The 26,972-nt window shown below is 38.0% G+C and carries 24 protein-coding genes, 2 pseudogenes and 1 riboswitch; of the genes and pseudogenes, 5 read left to right on the top strand and 21 right to left on the bottom strand.

Going from position 1 to position 26,972, the window contains the following annotated elements; all coding sequences use genetic code 11:
- Nucleotides 1–103 precede the first annotated feature (103 nt).
- Entirely contained in the window at nucleotides 104–1,171 is a 1,068-nt protein-coding gene (rlmN, locus tag J2Z81_RS13455; protein WP_029269829.1) for a 23S rRNA (adenine(2503)-C(2))-methyltransferase RlmN, read from the bottom strand.
- 192 nt (nucleotides 1,172–1,363) lie between these two features.
- Nucleotides 1,364–1,470: riboswitch (SAM riboswitch) on the top strand.
- Nucleotides 1,471–1,591: 121 nt separating this feature from the next.
- Between rlmN and J2Z81_RS13450 the strand changes: the two genes are divergently transcribed.
- Both J2Z81_RS13450 and J2Z81_RS13445 read left to right on the top strand, forming a co-directional pair.
- Entirely contained in the window at nucleotides 1,592–3,205 is a 1,614-nt protein-coding gene (locus J2Z81_RS13450; RefSeq protein ID WP_029269827.1) for a sodium:solute symporter family protein, read from the top strand.
- Nucleotides 3,206–3,292: 87 nt separating this feature from the next.
- Nucleotides 3,293–4,309, top strand: coding sequence for an LLM class flavin-dependent oxidoreductase (locus tag J2Z81_RS13445; RefSeq protein WP_226371567.1), 1,017 nt, complete (start codon nucleotides 3,293–3,295; stop codon nucleotides 4,307–4,309).
- Between the two features lie 75 nt (nucleotides 4,310–4,384).
- On the opposite strand, the gene J2Z81_RS13440 is transcribed toward J2Z81_RS13445, so the two are convergent.
- The 5 genes from J2Z81_RS13440 to J2Z81_RS13420 form a co-directional block, all read right to left on the bottom strand.
- Nucleotides 4,385–5,338 (bottom strand): ABC transporter ATP-binding protein, encoded by a 954-nt coding sequence (locus tag J2Z81_RS13440; RefSeq protein WP_029269823.1) that lies wholly within the window; start codon nucleotides 5,336–5,338, stop codon nucleotides 4,385–4,387.
- 1 nt (nucleotide 5,339) lies between these two features.
- Nucleotides 5,340–6,398 carry an ABC transporter ATP-binding protein gene (locus J2Z81_RS13435; protein WP_226371566.1) on the bottom strand — a complete coding sequence of 353 codons (1,059 nt, stop codon included), beginning with the start codon at nucleotides 6,396–6,398 and terminating at the stop codon, nucleotides 5,340–5,342.
- Between the two features lie 18 nt (nucleotides 6,399–6,416).
- On the bottom strand, nucleotides 6,417–7,436 hold the full coding sequence (gene opp3C / locus J2Z81_RS13430) for an oligopeptide ABC transporter permease (protein WP_029269819.1): 1,020 nt from the start codon (nucleotides 7,434–7,436) through the stop codon (nucleotides 6,417–6,419).
- Entirely contained in the window at nucleotides 7,433–8,365 is a 933-nt protein-coding gene (gene opp3b, locus J2Z81_RS13425; protein WP_029269817.1) for an oligopeptide ABC transporter permease, read from the bottom strand. Before opp3b ends, opp3C begins: the two co-directional genes overlap by 4 nt.
- A 102-nt stretch (nucleotides 8,366–8,467) precedes the next feature.
- A complete protein-coding gene (locus J2Z81_RS13420; protein ID WP_226371565.1) occupies nucleotides 8,468–10,153 on the bottom strand; it encodes a peptide ABC transporter substrate-binding protein in 1,686 nt (561 codons plus the stop codon).
- Nucleotides 10,154–10,519: 366 nt separating this feature from the next.
- On the opposite strand from J2Z81_RS13420, the gene J2Z81_RS16245 reads away from it, so the two are divergent.
- On the top strand, nucleotides 10,520–10,858 hold the full coding sequence (locus J2Z81_RS16245; protein ID WP_084179252.1) for a DUF3899 domain-containing protein: 339 nt from the start codon (nucleotides 10,520–10,522) through the stop codon (nucleotides 10,856–10,858).
- Between the two features lie 49 nt (nucleotides 10,859–10,907).
- Here J2Z81_RS16245 and J2Z81_RS13410 read toward each other — a convergent pair whose 3' ends face one another.
- The 9 genes from J2Z81_RS13410 to J2Z81_RS13370 form a co-directional block, all read right to left on the bottom strand.
- Nucleotides 10,908–12,422: an acetyl-CoA hydrolase/transferase family protein gene (locus J2Z81_RS13410; protein ID WP_029269814.1), complete on the bottom strand. Its 1,515-nt coding sequence runs from the start codon at nucleotides 12,420–12,422 to the stop codon at nucleotides 10,908–10,910.
- 134 nt (nucleotides 12,423–12,556) lie between these two features.
- Nucleotides 12,557–13,201: a LytTR family DNA-binding domain-containing protein gene (locus tag J2Z81_RS13405; RefSeq protein WP_226371564.1), complete on the bottom strand. Its 645-nt coding sequence runs from the start codon at nucleotides 13,199–13,201 to the stop codon at nucleotides 12,557–12,559.
- A 24-nt stretch (nucleotides 13,202–13,225) separates the two neighbouring features.
- Complete coding sequence (locus tag J2Z81_RS13400) at nucleotides 13,226–13,597, bottom strand: Na+/H+ antiporter subunit G (RefSeq protein WP_226371563.1); 372 nt, start codon at nucleotides 13,595–13,597, stop codon at nucleotides 13,226–13,228.
- Nucleotides 13,575–13,859, bottom strand: a complete 285-nt coding sequence (locus J2Z81_RS13395; protein WP_226371562.1) for a Na(+)/H(+) antiporter subunit F1 — start codon at nucleotides 13,857–13,859, stop codon at nucleotides 13,575–13,577. Before J2Z81_RS13395 ends, J2Z81_RS13400 begins: the two co-directional genes overlap by 23 nt.
- Nucleotides 13,859–14,341 (bottom strand): Na+/H+ antiporter subunit E, encoded by a 483-nt coding sequence (locus J2Z81_RS13390; protein WP_029269806.1) that lies wholly within the window; start codon nucleotides 14,339–14,341, stop codon nucleotides 13,859–13,861. Before J2Z81_RS13390 ends, J2Z81_RS13395 begins: the two co-directional genes overlap by 1 nt.
- Before the next feature lie 29 nt (nucleotides 14,342–14,370).
- Nucleotides 14,371–15,855, bottom strand: a complete 1,485-nt coding sequence (locus tag J2Z81_RS13385) for a Na+/H+ antiporter subunit D (protein ID WP_226371561.1) — start codon at nucleotides 15,853–15,855, stop codon at nucleotides 14,371–14,373.
- Nucleotides 15,848–16,186, bottom strand: a complete 339-nt coding sequence (locus J2Z81_RS13380) for a Na(+)/H(+) antiporter subunit C (RefSeq protein WP_029270202.1) — start codon at nucleotides 16,184–16,186, stop codon at nucleotides 15,848–15,850. Before J2Z81_RS13380 ends, J2Z81_RS13385 begins: the two co-directional genes overlap by 8 nt.
- A 3-nt stretch (nucleotides 16,187–16,189) precedes the next feature.
- Nucleotides 16,190–16,612 (bottom strand): Na(+)/H(+) antiporter subunit B, encoded by a 423-nt coding sequence (locus J2Z81_RS13375; protein WP_029270200.1) that lies wholly within the window; start codon nucleotides 16,610–16,612, stop codon nucleotides 16,190–16,192.
- On the bottom strand, nucleotides 16,602–19,010 hold the full coding sequence (locus tag J2Z81_RS13370) for a Na+/H+ antiporter subunit A (protein ID WP_029270198.1): 2,409 nt from the start codon (nucleotides 19,008–19,010) through the stop codon (nucleotides 16,602–16,604). Before J2Z81_RS13370 ends, J2Z81_RS13375 begins: the two co-directional genes overlap by 11 nt.
- 450 nt (nucleotides 19,011–19,460) lie before the next feature.
- On the opposite strand from J2Z81_RS13370, the gene J2Z81_RS13365 reads away from it, so the two are divergent.
- Nucleotides 19,461–20,144, top strand: coding sequence for a universal stress protein (locus J2Z81_RS13365; protein WP_226371560.1), 684 nt, complete (start codon nucleotides 19,461–19,463; stop codon nucleotides 20,142–20,144).
- Nucleotides 20,145–20,212: 68 nt separating this feature from the next.
- Here the strand turns inward: J2Z81_RS13365 and J2Z81_RS13360 are convergent, their stop codons facing one another.
- From J2Z81_RS13360 to codB, 6 genes and pseudogenes are all read right to left on the bottom strand, one after another.
- Nucleotides 20,213–20,812: a response regulator transcription factor gene (locus J2Z81_RS13360; RefSeq protein WP_029270194.1), complete on the bottom strand. Its 600-nt coding sequence runs from the start codon at nucleotides 20,810–20,812 to the stop codon at nucleotides 20,213–20,215.
- A 1-nt stretch (nucleotide 20,813) separates the two neighbouring features.
- A complete protein-coding gene (locus tag J2Z81_RS13355; RefSeq protein WP_029270192.1) occupies nucleotides 20,814–21,956 on the bottom strand; it encodes a sensor histidine kinase in 1,143 nt (380 codons plus the stop codon).
- 118 nt (nucleotides 21,957–22,074) lie between these two features.
- Nucleotides 22,075–23,124, bottom strand: coding sequence for a fatty acid desaturase (locus J2Z81_RS13350; protein ID WP_226371559.1), 1,050 nt, complete (start codon nucleotides 23,122–23,124; stop codon nucleotides 22,075–22,077).
- A gap of 202 nt (nucleotides 23,125–23,326) precedes the next feature.
- Nucleotides 23,327–24,010, bottom strand: coding sequence for a phosphoribosylaminoimidazolesuccinocarboxamide synthase (locus tag J2Z81_RS13345; RefSeq protein WP_029270188.1), 684 nt, complete (start codon nucleotides 24,008–24,010; stop codon nucleotides 23,327–23,329).
- A gap of 117 nt (nucleotides 24,011–24,127) precedes the next feature.
- A complete protein-coding gene (locus tag J2Z81_RS13340; RefSeq protein WP_029270186.1) occupies nucleotides 24,128–25,396 on the bottom strand; it encodes a cytosine deaminase in 1,269 nt (422 codons plus the stop codon).
- Between the two features lie 3 nt (nucleotides 25,397–25,399).
- Nucleotides 25,400–26,350 (bottom strand): annotated as a pseudogene (gene codB, locus J2Z81_RS13335) (cytosine permease); the annotation flags it as partial.
- A gap of 135 nt (nucleotides 26,351–26,485) precedes the next feature.
- On the opposite strand from codB, the pseudogene J2Z81_RS13330 reads away from it, so the two are divergent.
- A pseudogene (locus tag J2Z81_RS13330) lies at nucleotides 26,486–26,878 on the top strand (site-specific integrase); the annotation flags it as partial.
- Nucleotides 26,879–26,972: the final 94 nt, after the last annotated feature.

The raw sequence follows: 26,972 nt of genomic DNA, 5'->3' as shown, positions 1-26,972 counted from the left end.
TGACAAGCTTTATTTTAAACTCTTCACTATATTTAGCCATAAAAACACCCCCCGAAAGTTAGATTTAGCACTCTAACTTTCGGGGGTCAATACCTACACTTTTTTATACAATGTTCTTTTTCTTTATTTGTTTACTTCTCAATTGCCCACAAGCTGCATCGATATCTGCACCGTTTTCCCAGCGAACACCACAATGAATACCCTGTTCCTTCAATGTTTCAAAGAATGTTTGGATCGACTGTGAATCACTGCGCTGATATTGATCATGTTCATCCACTGAATTATATGGGATTAAGTTAACATAAGCTAAATGACGATGATTCCTTAACAATTTCGCAAGCTGCATCGCCTCTTTTTTATGATCATTTACACCTTTTAGCATAATGTATTCATACGTGATTCGTCTATTTGTCTTTTCTAAATAATAGTCTACGGATTCCATCAGCTTTTCAATCGGAAATGCTTTGTTAATTTTCATAATTTGTGTCCTGAGTTCATCATTTGGTGCATGAATCGAGATAGCTAGATTAACTTGAATACCAGTATCCGCAAATTCATAAATTTTATGAGCAAGACCACTTGTTGAAACGGTTATATGACGCGCTCCGATGTTTAGTCCTTTATCATCGTTGACGACATATAGAAAATTCATTAGATTATTGAAATTATCAAATGGTTCACCTATTCCCATCACAACAATATGACTGACACGCTCACCTTCTCCTTTCGCATCGAGGTGGGCCTGTACATTCATTATCTGTTCGACAATTTCACCACTGTTTAAATCACGGCTTTTCTTTAATAAACCACTTGCACAAAACGAACATCCAATATTGCAGCCTACTTGTGTTGTCACACAAACCGATAAACCATAATTAAAACGCATTAAAACTGTTTCAATTAAGTTTCCATCTTGCAGTCTGAACAGAAATTTAATTGTACCGTCGGATGACTCCTGCTTAATTTCCTCACCTAGCGTGTGAAGAACAAAGTGTTCTTCTAACAATTCTAAACAATCTGTATTGACGTTTGTCATATCCGCAAAGTTTTTCACACGCTTTTTGTAAAGCCAGTTCCAGACCTGCTGCGCTCGAAATCTCTTTTGGCCGTGCTCCACAAGCCAATCTTTCAGTTGATTATATGTTAATCCATAGATAGATGTTTTATCCATATTGATACCCTCTTTTCAAAGATAGCACTTCTTACCTCCCCCATTTTACTGGAAATTCCCCATACATGCAAACACGCTTTAAAGGAACACTTTTATCTCTATCATCTGGTATGTTTTTAGTAAAATTTAAATTAATTTGACAATTATGGAATTAATTCTTACAATGAATAATAATTTCATAAAAACGATATTTCCTTATCAAGAGCCAGGGGAGGAGTTTGGTCCTTTGATCCTGCGGCAACCTGTTTACCTAATAAGGTGCCAAATCCAACAGACGTTCTTTGTCTGACAGATAAGGGAGAGCCAATCCTCTTCCTTTAGGAAGGGGGTTTTTATTTTAGTATTCATTTTAAACACAGTGTGTTTATTGGACTAATAGGTTTATAGTTGTAATAAAAAAGGAAGGAGCGTGTGATCTTCATGACTACGGTAGGTTATTGGTTTATGGGATTGGCTCTGGCATATACATGCTTTTTACTATTTGCTGGGCAAATTGCAAAAAGAAGAGCTAAAAAAGCATCCGGCTTTTTTATAGGTGGCAGAAACTTCGGAACACTGTTCGTCATGGTCTGTATCACCGGACTCTTCTCAGGGTCCTCTTTTATAGCTATTATTGAACTGAGCTATCTAACTGGTATTTCAGCTGTCTGGTATGGAGTTGCGGAAACCATTCACATTTTAATTATTGCTTTTGTACTCATTGGACCATTTCGAAAAAAAGCGCTTATAACAATTTCAGGATTGATTGGTGACCACTATGGGGAAAAAATAAGGGCTTTTTCAGGAGCCATTACAGCTTTTACATTTCCAATGTGGTCAGTTGCTACAGCCTTAGCATTTGCATCAGCCATGAGTGTTTTTACTGGCATGCCTCTCGTCGGATCGGTTGCTATAACGGCTGTACTATTACTTATCTATCTGCAATTTGGCGGAATGTGGTCCATTGGTTTTACACAACTAAGCAATGTCATCGTATTTTTTATCATGCTTATTATTGGAACAATTGCTTTCTTTATTAATCCAGGCATTGATGGAATTCAGGAGTTATTTACTCAAAAGCCGGAGCTTGCTTCATGGACAAACATTGGAATGCAAACAATTATTGCATGGTTTGGAACGTTTTTAGTCAACGTACTACTTGCGCAAGCTGCCTTTCAAATGGCTCTATCTTGTAAAACAGAAAAAGAAGGGCAAAAAGGATTAATTTACGCTGCTCTAATAGGAATTCCACTTATTATAGGAGCTGTTGTGTTTGGACTTGCCGCAGCAGCAGTATTACCAGGAAAGAGCCTCGGACTTATTGCAGTGCCGCTTTACTTGATGGACACATTACCCGCCCCGCTTGTCGGTTTATTTTTTCTTGGATTTTGGGCAGCCGCATTAAGCTGGGGAGCACCTTGTCAATTTTCTGGTGCAACAAGTTTGGGTAAGGATGTTGGGAGTGCTATTAATCCAAAGGCTACGGAAAAACAGCTTATTAACTATACACGCTGGTCGTTAGTCATATTAACACTATTAATGATCGTATTTGCCTTTTTGCGGTCTGAACAATCTGCATGGTGGAATGTATTTGCTTGGGTAACTAGAAATTCCGCAACATTTGCGCCCGTTGCAGCTGCATTATTCTGGCCAATTGTAACAAAAAGAGCAGCACTAATTTCCTTATTTAGCGGTTCTATTTCTGGATTACTTTGGTACCATTTCGGTGGATGGCATGTAACGGAATTTTATTTAAACACACATCCTGTTTGGGTAGGAATGAGTATAAATCTATTCACTATTTCTCTAGTAACCATCATTGATAATAAAGGGACTTTAAACTATAATGTTTTGAAAAATAAGCGAAGTTATCTTTCACTTTGTATTTCCGCTATCTTAGCTGGATATACTGTCTTTTCCTTTGAAAAACTTTACCAAACTGGTTTGCTCGGCATGGTTATATTTATAAATATTATATTTATATTTATCCATTTTATTCATGCTGTTCATACAGTAGGAAGAGATTATAAACATGTCATACAAAATGCAAATTGATATATAGACGAAAGCCGAATACTGGACGCACTCCTAAAAACACCGTATCATTTCTTCATAGAGAATGATAATAAAGGAGTGAATCTAGTGTCTTCTATTAAACATAAAACGTTCCAATCCGTTCCATTATCTGTTCTGGATCTTGCACCAATTAATGAAGGTAGCAATCCAAAACAATCCTTTCAGAATAGTGCCGAATTGGCACAACATGTCGAAAAATGGGGCTTTAACCGCTTTTGGCTCGCTGAGCACCATAATATGCCAGGCATAGCGAGTTCAGCTACTTCCGTATTAATTGGGCATATCGCAGGCGCTACAAATCGCATACGTGTTGGTTCAGGAGGAATCATGCTGCCGAACCACGCAACACTTGTTATCGCTGAACAATTTGGAACGCTTGAATCCTTATACCCTGGACGTATTGATCTTGGCTTAGGGAGAGCTCCTGGAACAGATCAAGCCACAGCCTACGCTTTAAGACGTACATTAAATTCCAGCCCGGAAGAGTTCCCTATGCAGGTAAATGAACTAGAGGATTATTTCTCTGAAAAACCGATAACACATGTCAGAGCTGTTCCTGGGGAGGGACTTCAAATACCTATATGGCTGCTTGGATCTAGTGGTTTTAGTGCTCAACTGGCAGCACAAAAAGGGTTGCCTTTTTCCTTTGCTAGCCACTTCGCACCTAAAAATACGATTCCAGCATTAAATTTATATCGCGATCATTTCAAATCATCCGAAACCTTAGATAAGCCATACGCGATGGTTGGTGTGAATGTCATCGCAGCAGATACGAACGAAAGAGCACATTGGTTAGCTACATCGCATCAACAACAATTTTTGAGTTTGCGCAGAGGAGAACCAACGCAATTAAAACCCCCAATCGATCATATTGATGAGGTATGGTCTGCTGAAGAACGAGCTGCTGTTGAAAAGTCATTAAACGCAAGGTCAACCATCGTGGGTGATCCTGAAACTGTCAAAAAAGGGTTGCAAGATTTTATAGAGGAAACACGTGCAGATGAAGTAATTATCAACTCGCAAATTTTCCATCAAAAAGATCGTTTACGTTCTTATGAAATACTCGCTGAAATGATGGAATAGATTAAAAAATGGACCTGTTTTTCATATTGAAATGTTTAAAACGGATAGCTATTCATGCAGCTATCCGTTTCTATTTCATACTTTCTCTTTACTGTTGTAGTTCTTTTTATATTTTTCAAATTCCTCTTCAGAACAATAAACATAATGTGCTGGAGCTACTTCCCGCATCTTCACTTCTTCCTTTTCATCATAATGATGTTGACTCGGATCATATGCTATTCGGATACGTGACCTTTCATAGTCAGGGTCCGGCAGCGGAATGGCAGAAAGCAGTGACTTCGTATATGGATGCATCGGACTGCGGTACAAATCTTCAGAAGGAGCAAGCTCCATTAACTTACCAGCAAACATGACACCGATTCTATCGCTTATATATTTAACCATCGATAAATCATGCGCAATGAATAAATAGGTTAAATCCTTTTCTTCTTGCAGTTTTTTCAGCAGATTAACCACCTGCGCTTGAATAGATACATCTAAAGCTGATATTGGCTCATCCGCAATGATAAATTCAGGATCGACTGCAAGTGCCCTTGCAATACCAATCCTTTGTCTTTGACCGCCGGAAAATTCGTGTGGATAACGATTTGCATGTTCACGATTTAATCCTACTGTTTCCAAAAGAGAGCAGACCTTTTCCATACGATCTTTTTTTGATTTTGCGAGTCCATGAATATCAATGCCCTCCGCAATAATTTGAGACACCTTCATCCTTGGATTCAATGATGCATAAGGGTCTTGGAAAATCATCTGCATTTTTCGATTAAATGCTTTTATTTCGGCTTTGGATTTTTTCCCATGAACATTTTTACCTTGATATAAGACTTCACCATCCGTTGCTTCATATAAGCGTATGATGGACCTTCCTGTGGTTGATTTTCCGCAGCCAGATTCACCAACAAGCCCCAGTGTTTCTCCTTTATATATATCAAAAGTTAAGCCATCAACAGCTCTGACTTCTTTCGTTTTTCCAACATTAAAATACTGCTTGAGGTTTTTTACCTCTAATAGCTTCTCTTCTTCCACCATGCTACTTTCCCTCCTTTATCGAACCAGCGGCTTTCTCCCTGAATTTATCCATTCGCTCCTTAACTGCTTCAGGTGGCTCTACTTTCGGAGCATCGGGGTGGAGTAACCATGTAGCAGCATAATGGGTATCAGAAACTTGAAACATTGGCGGTTCTTCCTCTAAATCTATTTTCATTGCATAAGGATTCCTTGGCGCAAACGCATCACCTTTAGGTGGATTCAACAAATCCGGGGGCGACCCAGGGATTACATACAGTTCTTCATCATCTGTATCCAGACTTGGCATCGAACTAATTAATCCCCATGTATATGGATGCTTTGGATTATAAAATATTTCATCCACTGTTCCAACCTCCACAATTTTCCCGCCATACATGACTGCCACCCGGTCCGCTACATTTGCAACAACACCTAAATCATGTGTAATAAAAATGATCGATGTTTCAATTTGTTTTTGCAAATTTTTCATCAAGTCCAATATTTGTCCTTGTATCGTAACATCAAGTGCTGTAGTAGGTTCATCTGCAATTAAAACTTTTGGAGTACAAGCAAGTGCAATTGCAATAACCACACGCTGCCTCATCCCACCTGAAAATTGGTGTGGATATTGTTTAAGACGGACTTCCGGTTTTGGAATTCCTACTAAATCCAACAGCTTCAACGCTCGTTCTCTGGCTTTTGATTTACTTAATTTTTGATGTTTTAAAAGTGGTTCCATTATCTGTTTCCCAATTGTCATTGTTGGATTTAAAGATGTCATTGGATCCTGAAATATCATCGAAATATCTTTTCCTCGTATTTTTTGCATTTGTTTTTCTGTTGCTTTAGCAAGATCTTTATCTTTAAAAAGGATTTTTCCCGATTTTATTTCTGAATTACCGGGAGGCAACAAACGCATAATCGATTTGGTTGTTACTGATTTACCTGATCCAGATTCTCCTACAATAGCGAGTGTCTCCCCTTCATATAAATCAAAGTTGACACCACGAATAGCCTGTACTTCACCTGCAAATGTATGGAATGAAATATGAAGATCTTCAACTTCTAATATTTTTTTCATTGTTTTTCACCTCACTTATTAATCGCGCATTTTAGGATCAAATGCATCGCGAAGCCCATCTCCAATTAAATTAAACGTTATTAAGATAATACAGATAACAATACACGGTATGATCATTAAATGAGGTAAAAATTGGAATGTTTGGTATCCTTCCTCAATTAGCGTACCTAGAGATGCCTCCGGGGCTTGCAAACCAATTCCAATAAAGCTTAGGAAAGCTTCAAAAAAGATAGCGCTTGGAATAGTAAACATCGTATTGATAATAATAACTCCTGATAAATTTGGCAATAAATGCTTAAACAGGAGTCTACCATTACTGGAACCAAGTGTTCTTGAGGCAAGTATATACTCCTGATCTTTCAATTTTAATGATTGTCCACGTACCACCCTGGCCATTCCGATCCATCCAGTAATAACCATGGCTATTGTAATCGATAGAATTCCTGGTTTTAATATAAGGAGCATTAGAATAACAACGATTAAATTTGGTATACCAGAGATTACTTCCAATATTCGCTGCATGACGTTATCAACCTGTCCACCTTTAAAACCGGAGATCAATCCATAAGTAACACCAATAATCATATCAATAACGGCTGCTAGAATTGCTATATATAAAGATACTCTTGTTCCAAGCCATACTCGGGTGAACAGATCTCTGCCAAGACTATCTGTCCCGAACCAATAATATTCCTCTATATTTAGATCTTTATATTTATTCTCTTCTACGCCGCCAACTTCATGGCTTCCGTCAAAAATACCCATATCCTCTAAAACTGGGACTCTTGGAGGAAGGTTCGCTCTTGTTACGTTTTGCTCGTAACCATCATGAGGGGATAGATAAGGACCGATGATAGCCATTACAATCACAAATAACAGAACAGCGATACTCACTAATGCCCCTTTATTTTTGCGAACTCGAAGCCATGCATCTTTTGTAGCTGAAATTTGCGGCCTTTCAATTTTTTCACTCTCTAAATTCGTTTTTGGAGCAGGTTCAAATTGATGTTTTGGTATTTTTTCAGCGCTGTTTGTCATTTTTTATCCCCTCCAGTCAACCGAATTCTTGGGTCAATGATTCCATAAAGTATATCAATGATTAAAATGATTACCATTAGCAAAAATGCGAAAAATATCGTTGTTCCCATGATAATTGGAAAGTCATTTGTCTGAATGGATTTAACAAACTGTTCTCCGATTCCTGGTATCGCAAATATTTGCTCTACAACCATAGAACCCGTCATTAAAGCTACAGCCATCGGCCCCAGAACAGTGATAAGCGGAATTAACGCATTGCGGATAGCATGCTTGAAAGATACTTCCATACCTGAGTTTCCTTTTGCTTTTGCCAGTGTAATATAATCTGACCCCAATACTTCGATCAGTTCTGTACGCATAAAGCGGGCTGCAGTTGCAATAGGAAAGATCGCCAGCGCGATGGTAGGCATGATAGAAGAGGTAAAACCGTCCCAAGAAGCAACAGGCAACAATTCTAGCTTAACTCCGATATAATATTGCATAACCGCTGCAAATACAAAGGAAGGAATCGATTTCCCGAGTACAGCTAAAAATGTACTCCCATAATCAATCCAAGTATTTTGAAACATAGCAGCAAGAACGCCGAGTAGAATGCCGATGATTGTCCCTATAAACATTGCCTGAAAACCAAGCTGTAATGAAGGACCCATGCGATTCTTTAAAAGGTTTGTTACAGGCTGATTATCAAACTGAAAGGATACACCCAGATCACCCTTTGCAATATTTACCATGTAATTTGCATATTGAACAGGAATCGGCTGATCCAAACCATATTTCTCATTTAAAATTTCACGTTGATCTTCCGATAACTTTTCTTCATTTTGAAACGGGGTACCAGGTAAAAACTTCATTAAAAAAAATGTTGCTGAAGATATAATAAACAACGTAATAATCATAAAAATTATTCGTTTACCAATATACTTCGCCATCCTGTTTCCTCCTAATTGCTAATAAATAAAATTTTCTAAATATAACTCAACAGGGGAAAAGAGGGTATATGCATACCCTCTTTTTCCCTATTGATGAACTATTTATTTTTCAATAGTAACATTTTTCAGTGTGTAATCTGGCCCAAATGCATGTTCTACGAGTCCTTTAACTTTCGGTTTGATAAGCGTGATTCTACCGCGTTGGTAAATAGGAGCAACAACTGTGTCCTCTTGTACTAAGAGTTTTTCAGCTTCAAGCATCGTTTCCCAGCGCTTCTCAGGATCGTTTGCATATTTCTCTTTAGCGTCCTCAATGAGCTGATCATACTCTTTATTCGAGTAACTTGTCTCATTATTTGTTCCATCTGTAACAAACAGATCCAAGAAAGTCATCGGGTCCAGGTAATCCGGTCCCCAACCATGCATGACAATATCATAATTTTGTTTTCTTGTTTTATCGAGACGTACTTTAAATGGAACATTTGTCAATTCAATTGTTAGACCATCAAGATTCGATTCTAACTGATTTTTGAAATATTCACTTGTTGTCTTGGCATTTTCTGTGTCATCACTTAAATAATCAAGCGTAATTTTATCTTTGCCTAACTCTTCAAGTCCTTTTTCCCAATATTCCTTTGCTTTTTCGACATCCTTTGACATTAAGCTGCCACTTTCATCACGGAAATCTTCGTCGGTTTCAGGGTTGCTAGCTAATCCCTTTGGCACGTATCCATCACTAGGTACGGAACCATTTGATAGAACTGTTTCGGTAAATGATTCTTTATCAAAAGCCATCGCTAATGCTTTACGGATATTCTCATTTGCTAACGGAGTATCTTCCCCGTCGCGCTCCTGGTTAAATTTAAGATACCAAGAAGAAAGCTCTTCAAATTTGGAAGCGTTTTCATGGTTTTTGTACTGTTTAGCATATTCTGCACTTAATGCCGCTGTCCGATCAGCTTCACCTGTTTCAAATAAATTAACTGCTGTACTTGGTTTTTTCGCAACTTGAACATTCACTTCATCTAAACTTACGTTTTCTTTATCGTAATACGCATCATTTTTAACATATTTCCATTCCAATCCGGAACCGTCCCACTCTGTTAATTTAAATGGTCCGTTTGCCAGCATGTTGTCACTATTCGTACCGAATTTATCCCCTTTTTCTTCAACAAACTCCTCATTTAATGGAAGGTACGTACCAAATGCTAATAATGAGTTCAAATACTCAATCGGCTGTTCCAGCGTTAACTTTAATGTATAGTCATCGACAGCTTCAACGCTTAGCTCTTCCGGATCCTTATCTCCACTTATGATTGCTTCTGCATTTTCAATAACTCCTGAGAACATGTAAGCATATTCTGATCCAGTATCAGGATCTACTGCTCTTTGCCAAGCATAAACAAAGTCATTGGCTGTAACAGGGTCACCATTATCCCACTTTGCGTCTTCACGCAATTTAAATGTATATTCCTTTCCATCTTCACTAATTTCAGGTTCCCCGTCTGCAATTGCAGGAACTGGCTTATCATTTTCATCTAAAACATATAACCCTTCTATCGTCTGCCCAAAAACGATGAAGCTTGCCTGGTCCGTCGCTAATGCAGGATCTCCAGTCGGTATTTCTGCTGTTTCAACCATATTAAAGATTTGCTTCTCTGAAGAACCGGTATCTCCTGAATCCGAGCCTTCGCCATCACTGGATTCCGATCCAGAGCCGCAAGCGGAAATAATCATTGCCACAGCCAAGGCAATTACTAATAAGAGAAAATTTTTAGACTTTTTCATTCCCAAACCACCCTTTTATATTTTTTAAAGATTTGCACCATTAATTATACAATAATATTAAAAATTGTAAAATGTTTTTTAAATTTATTGGCAGATTTATTAATATTTTCATTAGATTTTTCACATAAAATATACATGAAATTATAGCCTTTAGACCTATAAAACATCCATAAATTACCAGATTTATCATTCATAGAGAGGGGATGAATTTTCTATTAAACTATCCCACTATTTACAGATAATTATTAAAAAATAGATAACGAGAGGTAATAAATCTGCATTATCATGATTTTTTTAGCCTTCCTAATGTTATAATAATTAAAACAAATATCTCATCCCGAATAATTCTAAAAGGAAGTTGTTATCATGTATAAAAAGCTTTGGACTTGGATTGGTGTTTCCCAGTTGCTAGTCCTTCTCTTCTCTATCATCTTTTACAAACGAATCGATTTCCTGTCCTACACAAATGTTTCTTTTATCATTGGTTCCATACTGATTCTCTCATCCATGCTTGGTTATGTTATGAAAGGTCGTTTTTTTGATGTCGTTTTTTACAGCTTTCAACATGTTTTCAGCAGAATGACTGACAGAGACAGGCGCCCTTTATCCGAGCTGGTTCCGCAAAAATACTACCTCCCGTTCATCACTGGTGTAGTAACAATATTACTCATGTTATGCTCCTTATTTTTTTACAAATCACTGTGAAACGAGTATGAAAGGCAACTTCTTCACCAACAGAAGTCGCCTTTTCCATTTAGCTTTTCACTTTTTCGAGCATTGTTCCATATGTTGCAAAATTGGTGTGCCATGATAAAGCCTTTTCAAGTATATGTGGTGTTTGCCCACCCCGCTCAAGGGCTTGGCTATAATAATCCCATAGCTGCTCACGGTACATTGGATGGGCACAGTTTTCAATAATCATCGGTACCCGCTCCCTTGGTGCGAGTCCTCTTAAATCTGCATATCCCTGCTCCGTAACAACAACATCTACATCATGTTCCGTGTGATCAACATGCGAAGCAAAAGGAACAATACTTGAGATATCCCCATTTTTTGCTGTCGATTTCGTAACAAAAACAGCTAAACGTGCATTACGGGCAAAATCACCAGATCCTCCAATGCCATTCATCATTTTCGTACCGGAAACATGTGTCGAATTGACATTTCCGTATATGTCGAATTCCAGTGCAGTATTAATCGAAATCAATCCGAGCCGACGAATAATTTCCGGATGATTTGAAATCTCTTGTGGCCGCATGATTAACTTATCTCGATATTTTTCAAACGATTGAAATATCTGCTTCATTTTCTCTTCTGACAACGTAATCGAACAACATGAAGCAACATTCACCTTTCCTGCATCGATGAGATCGAAAACAGCATCCTGCAGTACCTCCGAATATACCTCTAAATCTTCAAATTCAGATTCTATCAATCCATGAAGAACCGCATTAGCTATTGAGCCAATCCCAGATTGCAATGGTGCAAGCTGCTCTGTTAATCTGCCAGCCTCTATTTCACTGCGGAAAAAGGCGAGAAGATGATTTGCCATCTGTTTCGTCTCCTCATCAGGAGAGACGATCGTAGATGGTGAGTCTGATTGATTTGTAAAGACAATACCTTTTACCTTGTTCAAATCGATAGGTATCCCTTTTGTACCAATGCGATCATCCGTTTTTATTAATGGAATTGGGGAACGCTCCCCCTGTTTTCCTGCACAATAAATATCATGGATCCCCTCTAACAATGGGGATTGCGCCATATTAATTTCAATAATAATGGACTCGGCTTTTTCGGCAAATATTGATGAATTACCAATAGATGTAGTTGGAATCAACATACCATCTTCCGTAATAGAAACCGCTTCCAAAATGGCGTAATCAATAGGCTCAATGACATCTCCCCTGACGAACTCGGCTGTGTGTGATAGGTGTTGATCGACAAATAACAATTCACCTTCATTCATCTTTTTCCTCATCGTTCGATCTGCTTGAAACGGGAGACGCTTATGAATGATGCCTGCTTCAGCAAACAATTTATCAATATCAGAGCCAAGCGAAGCACCAGTATATACATTAACTTTAAATTTTTCCGTTCCTGCACGCTCTACTAATGCCATTGGAACCGCTTTCACATCACCCGCACGAGTAAATCCGCTTAGTCCCAAAGTCATTCCGTCCTTTATCCATGAAGCAGCATCTCTAGCAGAAGTAACACTTTTTCTTAACTGAGGATGTTTAATGCGCTCATCAATTTTTTTATTATCCATTTCTCTATCTCCTCTCTCTGTCATTATTGTTAAGACAATTGTAACTTATCAGTATTATTAACAGAGAAATTTTGTGGGAAATAGAGAATAATGGATTAAATGCATGAAACTATTGGGTAAAACAGCAAATTTCTTCAAAACCCAAGTAATTTACGAAAATAGCTTGCATAGGTTTGGCTCACTGGAATGGATTTTCCATTCTTCATAGCGAGCAAAAAGGTAGAGTGTGTATCAGGATAGATTTCACTTATATGGTGTACATTCACAACAAAAGACCGATGACAGCGGACGAATAAATCCCGCGGCAATGTATATTCAAATTCCTGCAGGGTATTTTTATGTGTTCCATATCGGTCTTCCGTATATACATACGTCTTGCGATTCTTTACTTCTAAATACATCACCTTATGAAAAGAGACAGGTACCCAGCCGTCCTCTGTTTTCAGAGTAACAACAGATTTACCGTCCGTAAAAGCAGGGTAAATCGCAGTCACACATCCTTCGATTTTCCCGTTATTATGAAAGGGAACTGCCATCCCATGATATGGCACGCCAAAAACATCCCGGTTAATAAATTCAGATTCTTTTTGACGGGAAATGAAAGCTTTATGTGCAATTGTTCCTGCTTTAACAGCATCGCCAGGACGTATCTTTAAATCAATTCTTTTACTCGGTCGATAATAAATATATTCTTTCGTATTCGATACAGCAATCGAAATTTCATCAGAAAATAGCTCACCAATCACATCTAATAAAGGGGTTAGTTTAAAGTTTTCCATATCTGAAATCCTTTCTTACTTATATTAGGGGCTGTTCGTGTAATCTTCCTCATGTAAAACTTCCTTTAACTCATCCTCTACGGTCACTTCAGCCATCTTTACTTTTGCCCTATAAGCAGCTCGAATAATTAAATGACCGGAAACTGGTGCAGTTAAAAAAACAAACACAATTCCTAAAAGCAAACGAACACTAATAAATGATTCTGTAAACCAAAAATAAAGAAAACAGCCTGTAAGTGTTAATAATACAGCTAATGTAGCACTTTTCGTTCCGGCATGGGAACGACTATAAACATCAGGAAAACGAATGATTCCGATCGCACTAATGACGCTTATGATACTGCCAATCAAAATCAATAGTGCACCAATGAACTCATCGCTTACGTTTCCGCTCAATTATAACACCTCTCTCCAGATACTTTGAAAAGGCAATGGTGCTGATAAAAGCTAAAATTCCCAGGATAAGAATTGCTTCTAAAAAAGCCTTTGTTTGATACAAGACAGATATGATAGCAATTCCAGACAGAAGGTTAACCCCGATCATGTCTAGCGCTATCACTCGATCAGGCAATGACGGACCAAGAATAATTCGAACAAGAGCAATAAGAATTGCCACCCCAAATAACGTTAGTGCTGTAATAAGCATTAGATTGATCATTAGCGCGTAACCTCCTTAATGGCTTTTTCAAACTTACCTAATGAACGCAATAAATCACCTTTATATTTTTCAATATCCATCGCATGAATATAAAACACATTCCCTTCTGGCGTAACCTCCATCACGACCGATCCAGGCGTTAGCGTTAATAGCAACGCAAGTGTTGATACCTCCCACTCGCCTTTTAAATCCGTTTTATATCTGAATATCCCTGGTTTTAAATCAATCTTTGGACTTAAAATATGCTTCATAACCATAAAACCAGATTGGAACAGTTCCGAAATAAAAAGGAGAACCAAACGAATGATGGAATAGAATCTGTACAAATAAAAACGGACTCCAAAAAAACGGTGCATTAAAAATATAATCACGATACCTACAAGAAAACCAACAAAAAACGTTGATATTCTTAATTCATCTTCATCTTGAAAAATCATCCATAAAAAAGCAATAAACAGATTTAATATAAATTGCGCAGGCATTTATATACCTTCCTTCCATTCACTTACAATCAATTATTTAAAACTGCCTCATTATAAACAGCTGGATTCATGAGGGTGTTTGCCGCATCCATCACATAGGAAGCAATTGTCTCTGTACCCAATCCTAATCCTGCAGTCATACCAGCAAGCAGGGCACATGGAATAATCAATCTTTTTTTTAACGGGATCTCTTCATCTTCACTTAAGATCGTTTCTCCCCAGAAGCAATTCATAAATATGCGAAGCATTGAATAAAGGACAAATAAACTTGAAATAAAGCCCAGCGCCAGTAAAATAAATGCACCTGAATCCACTGTACCTTGCCCTATTAATAATTTTCCGATAAATCCGCTAAATGGAGGAATTCCTGCCAATGATAACATCACAATAAAAAACAACCAGCCTAAAAAAGGATAATTTCGAATAAGACCACTCATTCGTTCACTTTCAATTCTAGCTGTACCCGTGAGCATAATCATGGTACCCGCTATTAAGAAAAGGAGTGCTTTTACGATCATGTCATGAATCAAATAATAAATAGATCCTTGTAGAGCCACTGTTGTACAAACGGCCAATCCAACCAAAACAAATCCAACAGAAATAACCACATTATAGGATACAACTTGACGGACATCGTTAAAGGCAATGGCCCCAATGCTTCCGCCTATTAATGTGAAAGCAGCCATTATTCCGATTAACGTATGCGTAATAGCGGGTTCGTGGTAAAAAATAAGTGTAAAGAAGCGAAATAATGCGTATATCCCCACCTTGGTTAATAGTGCTCCAAATAAGGCAGCCACAGCTGTAGGTGGTGCACTATACGACCCCGGTAGCCATTGATAAAGCAGCAGCCCAGCTTTCAAACTAAATACCAAAAGAAATAATATGCTTATCACCGTTAAAATTGGTGTTTGCCCTGCCTCAGCAATACGCACAGACAAATGTGCAAAATTTAATGTACCGACCGTTCCATATAAATAGGCAATGGCTACTAAAAAGAACCAGGAGGAAATGACATTAATGGTAAGATATTTGAGAGCCTCCTTCAGCTGAAATTTTTCACTGCCTAATGTAAGCAATATGTATGAAGCAAGGAGCATCACTTCAAAGCAAACGAAAAGATTAAATAAATCGCCGGTTAAAAAAGACCCATTTACGCCCGCAACCATAAAATTCACAAAAGGATAGAAGAACATCTTTTCCCGCTTTCGTCCAATCGAATAAAAGGCATAAAGCAAACAAATACTCGTTACGATGCTAGTTGTCAACACGAGGAGCATTGCAAAGGAATCTGCTACAAATGTTATTCCATAAGGAGGTGCCCATCCCCCTAAATCCAGTCGTAAAATCCCCTCTGTTTGGATTCGATTTAATAGATAAATGCTTATTCCACTATTGATGACCATTACAAGAAAACTTACCCATCTTTGAACGTTTATAAAAGAACGCAAAAAGATAAGGAAGACCCCAGCAAAAACAGGGAGAATCAATGGCAGTATCATGCTATTATTCATCTTTAAACCCCCGCATAGCGTTGAGGTTATCTGTCTTTAGTTCTTGATAAGTACGATAAGCTAATACTAGAAAAAAGGCAGTTACAGCAAAGTTGATAACGATGGAAGTGAGAATCAGTGCTTGAGGTAGTGCATCTGTATACGACGCTGCATTCTCACCAAGCAGTGGTACATCTCCTTTTTTTAATCCTCCCATTGTCATCAAGAGCAGATGGATTGCATGGGTAAGAATAGCAGCTCCTAGAACAATCCGTATTAAGCCTTTGGAAAGGATCAAATAAGTAGCAACCATAACTAAAATTCCTGCTAGGATGATTATTAACGTTTCCATATCCTACACATCCTTACTAATACTTAAAATAATCGTAACAACCACTCCTACTACTGAAAGAGCAACTCCAGCTTCAAATAGGGTCACAGTAGAAATTTCTATTTTCCCAAAGAGGGAGGACTCCATCGAAGTGAATGACTGACTGAGAAAAGGAACATCAAATACAATAGATCCCAAACCGACAATTAGCATAATCAAAGCTCCTAGAGCCGCTACATACTTAAAATCAAATGGAATACCTTTTTGAACCGTTTCAACATCATAAGCTAGACAGAGTAATACAAAAGCAGAAGCCAGTACAAGGCCGCCAACAAATCCCCCTCCAGGTGTATGATGACCAGAGAAGAATAAATAGACAGCTAGCGTTAAGATAATAAATACAACAATTTTCGTTATCGCCTGCAAGATAACATCGTTAATCTTCAATCTTTTCAGCCCCCTTCCCAGCCTTTAGCCGGATTAATGAAAAGACACCAATCCCTGCAATGAGAAGAACAATGACTTCAAGCATCGTATCAAAAGCCCGGAAGTCAGCTAAAATTGTATTTACAATGTTATTTCCGCCCGCAAGTTCATCAGCATTCTCAAAATAAACAGCTATCGTATCAAACAATTTGCCACTCTTAACGGAGAGGGCCACAAGGATAAAAACAAGGCCGACAGCAATAGAGATCACTAGATTTACTCGTTTCGATCTTGGCTCAGCGTTCTCTTTTCTCCATGGTGGCAGAAAATAAAAACAAAGCAGAAATAAAGCGGTTGTCACTGTTTCTACAACAATTTGTGTTAAGGCTAAATCTGGCGCACGAAATAATACAAAAAAGACAGCAATCGCGTAGCCAATCACACCATTTAATATAATAGAGGTCAGCCTGGACTTTGCAAATAGTATCGCAATAGCCGAAGTGAAGACCACACCCGCAATCATCCACTCATACGAGTTAATCGGTGCATCGTTTGCCATATGGAAATCAAATGCTCCTGTGTAAACTAAAACTCCTCCTACAGCAAGAATAAAGAAAACGTACATGTATAAAAGATAATGTCTTAGATATCCGGTCATATAAAAAGAGGTAATGAAGGAAGAACCTGCCTCCATCTGAGTGAGCGTGTTGTTATATAAATTATCCAATGTCCAGCTGTCTGGAACAAGGTTATAAATACCTTTCCAGTAGCGCCGTGACATATATAATAATGTACCAATAATAAGAATCCCAATGGTCATCATCAATTCTGTATTAAAACCATGCCACGGGGAAATAGGCTGACGTAAATAATTGTCGCTTTGAAACGAAGGAAACACGCTGGCCATTGCGGGTTTCAGTATATAATCCCCAAGTACATTTGGAAAAAAGAAAATGCCTACAACAAATAAAGCCAGTGTCACTGGGGCAATTAACATACCTGGTGAAGCCTCGCGCGATTTCCTCTCTAATTTTTCCCTTCGATAAGGTCCAAAGAAGGTCTGCCATACGATAATCATACAATAGATGAATGTAAAACAGCTTGCTATCCAAGCAATAACCGGGAACAGAATTCCAAACGTATCCATTGCAAAAATGTCCAGTTTGCGTACATGCAAAACAGCCGTGAAAAACATTTCCTTACTCAAGAAACCATTAAACGGGGGCAAACCTGCCATTGAAAAGCTTCCAATGACTGCTACTGTGAAGGAAATGGGCATAAAAGCCATTAGCCCTCCTAACTTGCGAATGTCCCTGGTACCTACTCGATAATCCACGATCCCGACAACCATGAATAATGCACCTTTAAACGTGGAGTGATTAATAAGATGGAACAAAGCCGCAAATGTAGCTTGTGTATATAAAACCGCTTCTATATTCGCATCCATATGCAAGGATGCAGAACCGATTCCAAACAGACACATAATCATTCCTAATTGACTTACTGTTGAGTACGCAAGCAATGCTTTTAAATCCGTTTGACGAATGGCACAGAAAGAGCCCCAAAAAAGCGTAAATAAACCAACACCGCTTATCAGCCAAAACCAAACAGCTTCCCCGCCAAAAACAGGGGTAAATCGAGCGACTAAATAAATACCAGCTTTCACCATTGTAGCTGAATGCAAATAAGCACTTACTGGTGTAGGAGCTTCCATTGCGTTCGGTAGCCAAATATGAAACGGAAATTGTGCTGACTTCGTAAACGCCCCGAAGAGTAGTAATAGCATTGCTGGTAAAAATAAGTGACTTTCCTTATGTTCCCCAATCACAGCTATTATCTCACGTACATGAAAGGTTCCGGTCATTGTGTAAATCATAATAAAACCAACAAGCATCGCAAAACCGCCACCTACGGTAATAAGTAGTGACTTTCTCGCTCCGTATCTGGATCCTTTCCTGTGGTACCAAAAGGCGATTAACAGAAAGGAAGAAATGCTTGTTAGTTCCCAGAACACATATAAAACCATGATATTATCCGAAAAGACAACGCCAAGCATTGCACCCATAAATAACATCAGATAGATATAAAAATGTTGCAGAGATTCTTTTGTGGATAAGTAATAGATGGAGTAAAGAATTACTAAAGCGCCAACACCCGTAATTAAAAGACCGAAGATCATACTAAGACCATCCAGGTAAGTGCTAAAATATATATCAAATGATGGGATCCACTGCGCCGTATACAAATATGTTTCCCCTCTTGCTATCGTTGGAATATAGCAAGCAAGACGAATAAACAAAAATGTTGGAATAACGAGTACAATCCAACCTATATGTAACCGCGGGAGTTTTTTATAAACGAGCGGGATAAGCATGGCAGCTATAAACGGAATGAAGATCGCCATATTTACAGTTGACAAAGGTTAACCTCCTAGGAATGATCGTCTGCTTTACCTTTACAGCCTGCAGGTGTTTTTCCAGATGGTAATATAAGAATAGAAATATACGGAGCAACTATGCTTTGCAGCTACTTTGGAATATCAGGGTTCTTTAAAGTAGAATGTAACTTTTTATGGTAAATGAAATAGTATAAAAACTATGGAATAGATGAAGAAAGGATCAATGATAAAATTTCTCTAATTCTAAGTATATACTATATATAGCCTACCTGCACTTCAAACGAACAATAAACCTTAACCAAAATGCCATGATGTACTAGCAAAATTCCCTTTTTTAGCTTATGCTATAGGGAAATAAGAGGTATTCCATCTTTTTTCAAAAAAGAGTGTACGAATCAAATCCAACGTGGTAAAATGATATCCGTTTCAATGTCATAATGAATGAATAATAACAGTAGAGGTGGTGTCGTCGTGAAAAGAAGAAAAGGTCGGATGGATGAAAGTATTTTGGTTTGTGTATACTACGGGCCAAACGGCGAACGACTAATCAGACGTGGCTATAAACTAGCAGATATGCTTGATTGTCCCTTATATGTTTTAACAGTAGACCCGCGGCCATATGATAAATTCGATGCAGAAAAATCAAGCTACATCGAACGATGGGAAGAGTTGTCAGAGGAATGGGATGTAGAAGAATTTATCATTCGCGACAATGAAAAACGTCCCTCTGTTAAAGTAATCGGAGAAATTGCGCATAAATACAATATAACCCAGGTTGTGATTGGTCAAACACCACAAAACAGATGGGAAGAAATAACTAAGGGGTCCTTTGTTAATGCACTCCAGCGGGAAATGACATCCTTTATTGATATACACATTGTTTCTGTAGACCGAACGATAAAGGGAGCATCAGAGGACACTTCCTATGAAAAAGGAATTCGGGGATTCCTGCAGCAAGATGAGGAAGGATATCAACTTACTTTTACAAGGTCTAAAAAAAACCAATATGAAGGGATTTTTTATAAAGAAATTGGAACCGACTTCAATAATGGCATTTTTAAGTATGTTTATAATGGAAGAACATGCCAAGTACATGTCACCGAAGACCGGGTAACTGTCCCAATAAAAGAACCGCCCAATTTAAAATGCAAGTAAAAAATAGCTCAAGTAAAAGCAGGAGTATTGCTTTTGCTTGAGCTTTTAACTATGAATACCATTTTACGTTATCTAAACCATCCTTTTTCTCTAAATGTAGAAATGGCCTCAATACGGTTACTTACTTCCAACTTATCAAAGATTACGGAAATATAATTTCGAACCGTCCCATTTGCAATATGCAATTGCGCAGCAATTTCCTTTGTGCTTTTCCCTTCTGCAATCAGATTGATGATCTCCTTTTCGCGATCTGTCAGAGGATTTTCTTCTTCATAAGCCATATCCACTAATTCTGGTGCATACACTTTTCGGCCACCCATAATTACACGAATCGAAGCAGCCAACTCCTCACTTGGACTGTCTTTTAATAAATAACCACTCACATTAGCCTTCCGTGCGCGTTCAAAATATCCGGATCTAGCAAATGTCGTTAAAATAATTATTTTGCAAACATGATCCTTCAATTCCTCTGCTGCATCTAACCCGCTTTTTAAGGGCATTTCTATATCCATAATACAAATATCCGGGTCCAGTCGCTTCACTAATGCTATAGCTTCTTCTCCATTCTTTGCCTTTCCAACAACCTCCATATCTTCTTCTAGATTAAGCAACGACCCCAATGCTCCTAAAAGCATACGCTGATCTTCAGCAATTACAATACGAATCACATCAATCACCTCCCGTTTGTTGAATGACGTTAGGTACGCTAAAGGTTATGATTGCTCCATGGTCTGTATAAGTTTCCAAACTTCCGTTGATAAATTCAAGTCTTTCTCGCATTCCTTGGAGTCCATTTTCTTTGCCGGGATCTATTTTTTCAGGGAATCCCATTCCATTGTCTTGAACTTTAATCATCATATCGTTGGGAGAATGTGTAATGGAAATTGTACAAATGGATGCTTTACTATGCTTCACGACATTCGTCACTGCTTCTTTTAAACACATTGCTAGTACATTCTCAGCTAATAACGGTGTATTGTCAGACATATTATCTCCATGCACATAGAGGTCAATTTGTGCTGCTTGTAAAATTTGTCGAACACGTACTAATTCATCTTCCAATCTTACACCCTTCATGTCTGAAACTAGCTCACGCACCTCCTTTAAAGCCGTTCTTGCCGTTTGATGGATGTCATCTATTTCTAATTTTGCAGCATTTGGCTTAAGGTCGATTAATTTCCCTGCCAGGTCACTTTTCAAGCCGATAAGGGAGAGTTTTTGTCCAAGAATATCATGAAGATCCCTAGCAATTCGTTGACGCTCTTCTAAAACAACCAACTGCGATATTTTCTCATTCGCCCTTTTCAATTGATCCTCTAATCTTTCGCGTTTGTTGCGATTATATATATTTAAGGGCAACAGAATAACACCTAGAATCGTAATGATAATAAAAGGCAATTGAGAGAAAAATATTTCACTATGCATAAAGAAACGGATACTAATCGCAATAATCGTTGTAACAAGATGGACAATATATAGTGTAATAAACCCAGCCTTTCTTTGAATGTTACCTATATAAAAGGCGAGGAATAATGAAAAGTAAACATAGCCTAAAACGAGGGTCATCACGATACTGATGATCATTTCTATACTAACTGACAAGTAGACTGTCCATCCTTTGGAAAGAAAGGAAACTCTATAAGCAGTAAAAAATAATAAAATCATGATAATACCAAAAATAATCTCTAAAAGGGAAGAAGAACGAAACACAACAAAATAGAAAGGAAGGATACAAAATATGACCCACACATATGAGCTAAGTCCAGTACTTCTGGGGATAATATGAAACCAATTTGGCCTTGATTTTGGCATTGCTGATCCTCCCTTATTTATCATATACGATCATGATCACACACTTATTTATTATAACAGGAAAAAGCCCTCCAACACATAGAAGGGCTAATTTATATCAATTGGATAGCGTATATTACTATTTTTTCTGAAGACTTGATCTTGGATTTATATAAATATTAGGTTTAGACTTGTGCAACAATGCCTTTCCTTCTTTAAAGGAGATAAATTTCTGATTCGCTTCATCATAAAGCCGGAAACGAAGAGACTCTAAGCTCGTTTTAAGCGTGATGGTTGTTACTTGTTTTAAAGGCGGTGTCGATTCATGCGCTTCTTCCAATTTATAGTTGGGCACCCTTGGGCTCAAGTGATGCACATGATGGTAACCAATACTTCCTGTCATCCATTGTATTACTTTCGGTAACTTATAATAAGAACTGCCATCGACCGCTGCTTTTACAAAATTCCAGTTATCTTCATTTTCAAAATAGGAGTCCTCAAACTGATGCTGTACATAAAACAACCAGATTCCCAGTGATCCAGCTATAAAAAGAATTGGCGTCTGGATTATTAAAAAGGCTTGCCATCCTACTGCCCAAATCAGCATTCCATAGATGATTATAATGGAGATATTTATCAAATATGTATTCATACGTTCCTTCTGATTTGCGTCTTTTCGATTAAAACGATTAGATATAAAGAAAAGATATAATGGACCTAAACCAAACATCACCAATGGATTACGATAAAGACGATAAGCTAATCTTTTCCACAATGAAGAGGCAACATACTCATCAACCGTCATGATCCAAACGTCTCCAGTTCCCCGTTTATCCAAGTTACTGCTTGTCGCATGATGAATTGCATGATTCCTCTTCCACTTTTCAAAGGCGAATAAGGTAATAATACCGGTCATCGTACCAATTAGACGATTTGCTCTCTTACTCTTAAAAAAGGATTGGTGTGTACAGTCATGAAAAATGATAAAGATTCGAATCACAAACCCTGATGCAATTACCGACAATGCAAGCGTTAACCAAATAGAAACAGATAAACTCTGGTATGCAAGAAACCAAAGCAAGAAAAATGGCAACAATGTATTAATAAGTTGCAAAACAGCTGATTTCGTGTTCGACTTTGCAAACGGCGCTACGTTTTTTCGTAATTGTATTTGCTTTTGCTTACTCATTTTTTTCCTCCTAGGATCATTGGTCCGCGTTGATACAAAACGATTAACCATATCTCCTATCCTATGGATTATCATTAGATAATATAAGTCATATCTGTCATTAGAAAAAATGACAAATGTCATATCTTGAATAATCTTATAAAGCTACCAAAATTAAAAAAGTGCCTAACAATAAATTGTCAAGCACCTTTGAATTCATACACTAGCTTTCAAGCATTATTTTTGTCAGCTCAAGTGGTTCCATATAGATTCCATCTTTGTAAGCCCTCATATTACCGCCAGAAATTTCATCAATCAGCACAATCTGGTTATTTGCATCTCTGCCAAACTCAAGCTTAATGTCATAAAGTTCAATCCCTTTCGCTGCAAGTTCCTCTTTTACAATCTGTGAAATATCGATTGTGAGCCTTTTTAAACGATCGTATTCTTCACGAGTAGCAATTCCAAGCATATGAAGTGCATCCTTACTAATTGGAGGATCCTTGCGCTCATCATCCTTTAATGTAACTTCAACAAATGCATCTAACGGTTGCCCTTCATCCACATATTTGCCATATCTTCTTAAAAAGCTTCCTACAGCTCGAAAGCGGCAAATGATTTCCAGGCCTTCGCCAAATACAGTAGCTGGAGTCACTGTCATAGTCGCTTCATCAATGTTTGCATCAATATAATGGGTAGGTATATTTTTTTTCTTTAATTTTTCAAAGAAGAATTTAGTAAGGCTTAATCCCGCCTTTCCGGCCCCTTCTATCGTAAGTCCAACTGTATTTGCACCTGGATCAAAGACCCCATCTTCGCCGGTTACATCATCCTTAAATTGAAGCAGGTAGTTACCATTTTCAAGTTCATAAACATCTTTTGTTTTACCAGAAATTATATGCTTCATTCAAAAGTTCCTCTCTTATTGAAAGTAGTATGCAAACGATCCTAAGAGTATTTTATCATACCTCGTGAAATTGATTCTATAAAAAATGAACAACCTTTTCAAAAGGTCCCATATACATTATTTGTTAAAATCAATCATTTCTTCAGAATCCTCAAGTCTTATTATTGTCTCGCGGGGTTTTGTTTCGGCAATAATCTCTCCATTATGAATGGAATACCTAACACAAGCTTGCTTTCGAACTGCCTCATATGCATTTTGCGCGTCCAGTACAATGAAGTTAGCAGGTTTACCAACTTCGATTCCATAATCCGCTTCTATATCCAGTGTCCGTGCACTATTATCTGTAATAAGATCCATGGCATCCATAATTTGTTCATAACCCATTAATTGGGACGCATGAATACCCATATGCAGCACTTGAAGCATATTCCCGGTTCCTAGTGGATACCATGGATCAAAAATATCATCATGACCAAAGCAAACATTTAATCCCGCTTCTCGCATCTCTTTCACACGGGTTAATCCCCTTCGTTTAGGATACGTATCAAACCTTCCTTGTAAGTGAATATTTACGAGCGGATTAGATATAAAATTAATATCGGACATTTTCAATAAACGAAATAATTTAGATGTGTAAGCATCATTATAAGACCCCATTGCTGTTGTATGGCTCGCTGTCACCCATTTTCCTATTCCGCGCTGATACGCTTCATTTGCAACAACTTCTACGAAGCGGGATTGTTCATCATCCATTTCGTCACAATGAATATCAACTAAACGATCATATTTTTCCGCTAAATCAAATGCGATTTTCATCGACGCTACACCGTATTCTCTTGTGAATTCAAAATGAGGAATACCACCAACAACGTCAGCCCCCATTTTTAATGCTTCCTCCAACAACTCTTTTCCGTTTGGGTAAGAAAGGATTCCTTCTTGCGGGAATGCAACAAGTTGCAAGTTTACCCAAGGGGCCACTTCTTCTTTTACTTCCAACAATGCCTTTAATGCAGTCAATTTAGGATCTGTAACATCCACATGTGTCCGTATATGCTGAATTCCCTGAGCGGCTTGCCATTTCATAGCCTTTTTGGCCCGCATTTTTACATCCTCAGCGGTAAGTAATTCCTTCCGCTCAGACCATCGTTGAATACCCTCAAATAATGTACCGCTTTTGTTCCACGCAGGCTCACCTGCAGTCAGCGTTGTATCCAAATGGATATGCGGTTCGATAAACGGCGGTATGACAAGGGACCCTTGTACATCGATTATTTCCTCATCTTCCACGCCTACTGTTTGTTGCGTGATTTGGCTTATTTCGCCGTGCTTTACGGAAATATTCCAAAGGTTCTCTCTGTCTCTTAATCTAGCATTCTTAATAATCATTGATTACCCCACCTTTACGTCTGCTTTGCTTACGGTCTTTACCTTCAGCCAATCAGAAATTTTCATCCCTACTATATAGATAATAGCAGATCCCAAAAGTCCATTGATAGGAGGGACTCCTGGTACAATATTTGCTGCAGCAACACCACCTGCCCATGCAGCAATTGCGATCCAATTAATTGCTTTAAACTTCATTTCTTCAAAATTTTTGTATTTCCCTCGCTTAACAATGAAGTAATCTGCTAAAACAATTGCTCCGATTGATGGTAAAGTCGCACCTAAGATCGTTAGCCAGTCCACAAAATTGTTATATAGCCACATTGCAGCACATGTTCCAAGAATACCATTAAAAATGACCATTTTCCCTTTTGCTATTTTGGTTATGTTTGAAAAACCTAATCCTGAGGCATATAAAGCATTATCATTTGTTGTCCATATATTTAAACCGAGCACCAAGATAGCCGGTAAGATTAAGCCTTGCATATACATTACTTCTGAAATATCGGATTCACCTACTGCTATGGCCCCAACTGCACCGAATAAAAACATGAGTGAATTTCCAATAAAAAAGGCTATTAAGGTCGTACTAACTGCCATCTTCGGCGTTTTGGCAAATCTCGTAAAATCCGGGGTCAATGTTCCTGCACTAATAAACGAACCCATACAAATCGTTAGTGCTGTCGCCAGTCCGATTGCCTCTGCCGGTTGATATTCCATTAACCCCTGAATACCGCCCACCGTTTCTGTCGCCTTATACATTGATAGACTACCAAGTACAGTAATTGCGGGAACTGCAATCATGCTAAGGATCATTAATGCCTTCATACCAAAGAAAGCTGTCACAGTCATTAAAATGCCTGCGATAACAATCAATACGTACACATTCATCCCTGTCATTTTCTGAACAGGTACCGCAAACATTGCCACACCTACACCAAACCACCCAACCTGAGTAATTATAAACATAGTATCCTAAACTAGAGTACTCTAAGTACTCAAAGTTTAGGATTTTTTAATTTTAATGCTTTAACTAATGAATATATATAGGTATTATTTATAGAAGTTAAAGTATTTAAGGGAGGATGAGAAATGAAAGTTCAAAAAGTAGTTGTGGAGGAAAAACCATATCCATTATACATACTACTAGACAAAAAGTTTGAAGTGGTAGAACTGGTTAAGAGATACATAAAATACTTGGATAATACGGGAAAAGCGCCGAATACGATTAAAACATATTGTTACCATCTTAAGCTATTCTATGAATTTATGAGCCAGAGAGGAATTGAATTAGAAGACTTAAAATTTGAGGAAATGTCAAACTTTGTGGGATGGTTAAGAAATCCGACGGGGGATGTAAAGGTAATAGATTTAAAACCAAAGAAGGCTAAAAGAGAAGAAACATCTGTTAATGCGATACTTAATGCTGTAACTAGTTTCTTAGAGTATTTAAATCGTACAGGAGATTTTAAAGCTATAGATATCGGATTAACCCCCGAATTTTGGACACATTTTCTCTTAAACTAGCTTTTTCTTAGAATTACTTACTTTTTCATGGTGCCCCTTCTTCTTTTGTCCC

It is taken from the genome of Virgibacillus alimentarius, assembly GCF_017874635.1.
In the GTDB taxonomy this organism is placed as follows: domain Bacteria; phylum Bacillota; class Bacilli; order Bacillales; family Amphibacillaceae; genus Virgibacillus_B; species Virgibacillus_B alimentarius.
The sequence above is the reverse complement of the archived record's forward strand: the minus strand, read 5'-3'. Positions and strand labels throughout refer to the sequence as shown.

Bases quoted from the DNA above. Each gene is read 5' to 3' on its own strand.
- J2Z81_RS16245 (WP_084179252.1), top strand. From the start codon at position 10,520: ATGTATAAAAAGCTTTGGACTTGGATTGGTGTTTCCCAGTTGCTAGTC.
- rlmN (WP_029269829.1), bottom strand. From the start codon at position 1,171: ATGGATAAAACATCTATCTATGGATTAACATATAATCAACTGAAAGAT.
- J2Z81_RS13440 (WP_029269823.1), bottom strand. From the start codon at position 5,338: ATGGTGGAAGAAGAGAAGCTATTAGAGGTAAAAAACCTCAAGCAGTAT.
- opp3C (WP_029269819.1), bottom strand. From the start codon at position 7,436: ATGACAAACAGCGCTGAAAAAATACCAAAACATCAATTTGAACCTGCT.
- J2Z81_RS13405 (WP_226371564.1), bottom strand. From the start codon at position 13,201: ATGGAAAACTTTAAACTAACCCCTTTATTAGATGTGATTGGTGAGCTA.
- J2Z81_RS13410 (WP_029269814.1), bottom strand. From the start codon at position 12,422: ATGGATAATAAAAAAATTGATGAGCGCATTAAACATCCTCAGTTAAGA.
- J2Z81_RS13390 (WP_029269806.1), bottom strand. From the start codon at position 14,341: ATGCCTGCGCAATTTATATTAAATCTGTTTATTGCTTTTTTATGGATG.
- J2Z81_RS13395 (WP_226371562.1), bottom strand. From the start codon at position 13,859: ATGATCAATCTAATGCTTATTACAGCACTAACGTTATTTGGGGTGGCA.
- J2Z81_RS13350 (WP_226371559.1), bottom strand. From the start codon at position 23,124: ATGAGTAAGCAAAAGCAAATACAATTACGAAAAAACGTAGCGCCGTTT.
- J2Z81_RS13385 (WP_226371561.1), bottom strand. From the start codon at position 15,855: ATGAATAATAGCATGATACTGCCATTGATTCTCCCTGTTTTTGCTGGG.
- J2Z81_RS13450 (WP_029269827.1), top strand. From the start codon at position 1,592: ATGACTACGGTAGGTTATTGGTTTATGGGATTGGCTCTGGCATATACA.
- J2Z81_RS13420 (WP_226371565.1), bottom strand. From the start codon at position 10,153: ATGAAAAAGTCTAAAAATTTTCTCTTATTAGTAATTGCCTTGGCTGTG.
- opp3b (WP_029269817.1), bottom strand. From the start codon at position 8,365: ATGGCGAAGTATATTGGTAAACGAATAATTTTTATGATTATTACGTTG.
- J2Z81_RS13435 (WP_226371566.1), bottom strand. From the start codon at position 6,398: ATGAAAAAAATATTAGAAGTTGAAGATCTTCATATTTCATTCCATACA.
- J2Z81_RS13345 (WP_029270188.1), bottom strand. From the start codon at position 24,010: ATGAAGCATATAATTTCTGGTAAAACAAAAGATGTTTATGAACTTGAA.
- J2Z81_RS13380 (WP_029270202.1), bottom strand. From the start codon at position 16,186: ATGGAAACGTTAATAATCATCCTAGCAGGAATTTTAGTTATGGTTGCT.
- J2Z81_RS13355 (WP_029270192.1), bottom strand. From the start codon at position 21,956: ATGCCAAAATCAAGGCCAAATTGGTTTCATATTATCCCCAGAAGTACT.
- J2Z81_RS13340 (WP_029270186.1), bottom strand. From the start codon at position 25,396: ATGATTATTAAGAATGCTAGATTAAGAGACAGAGAGAACCTTTGGAAT.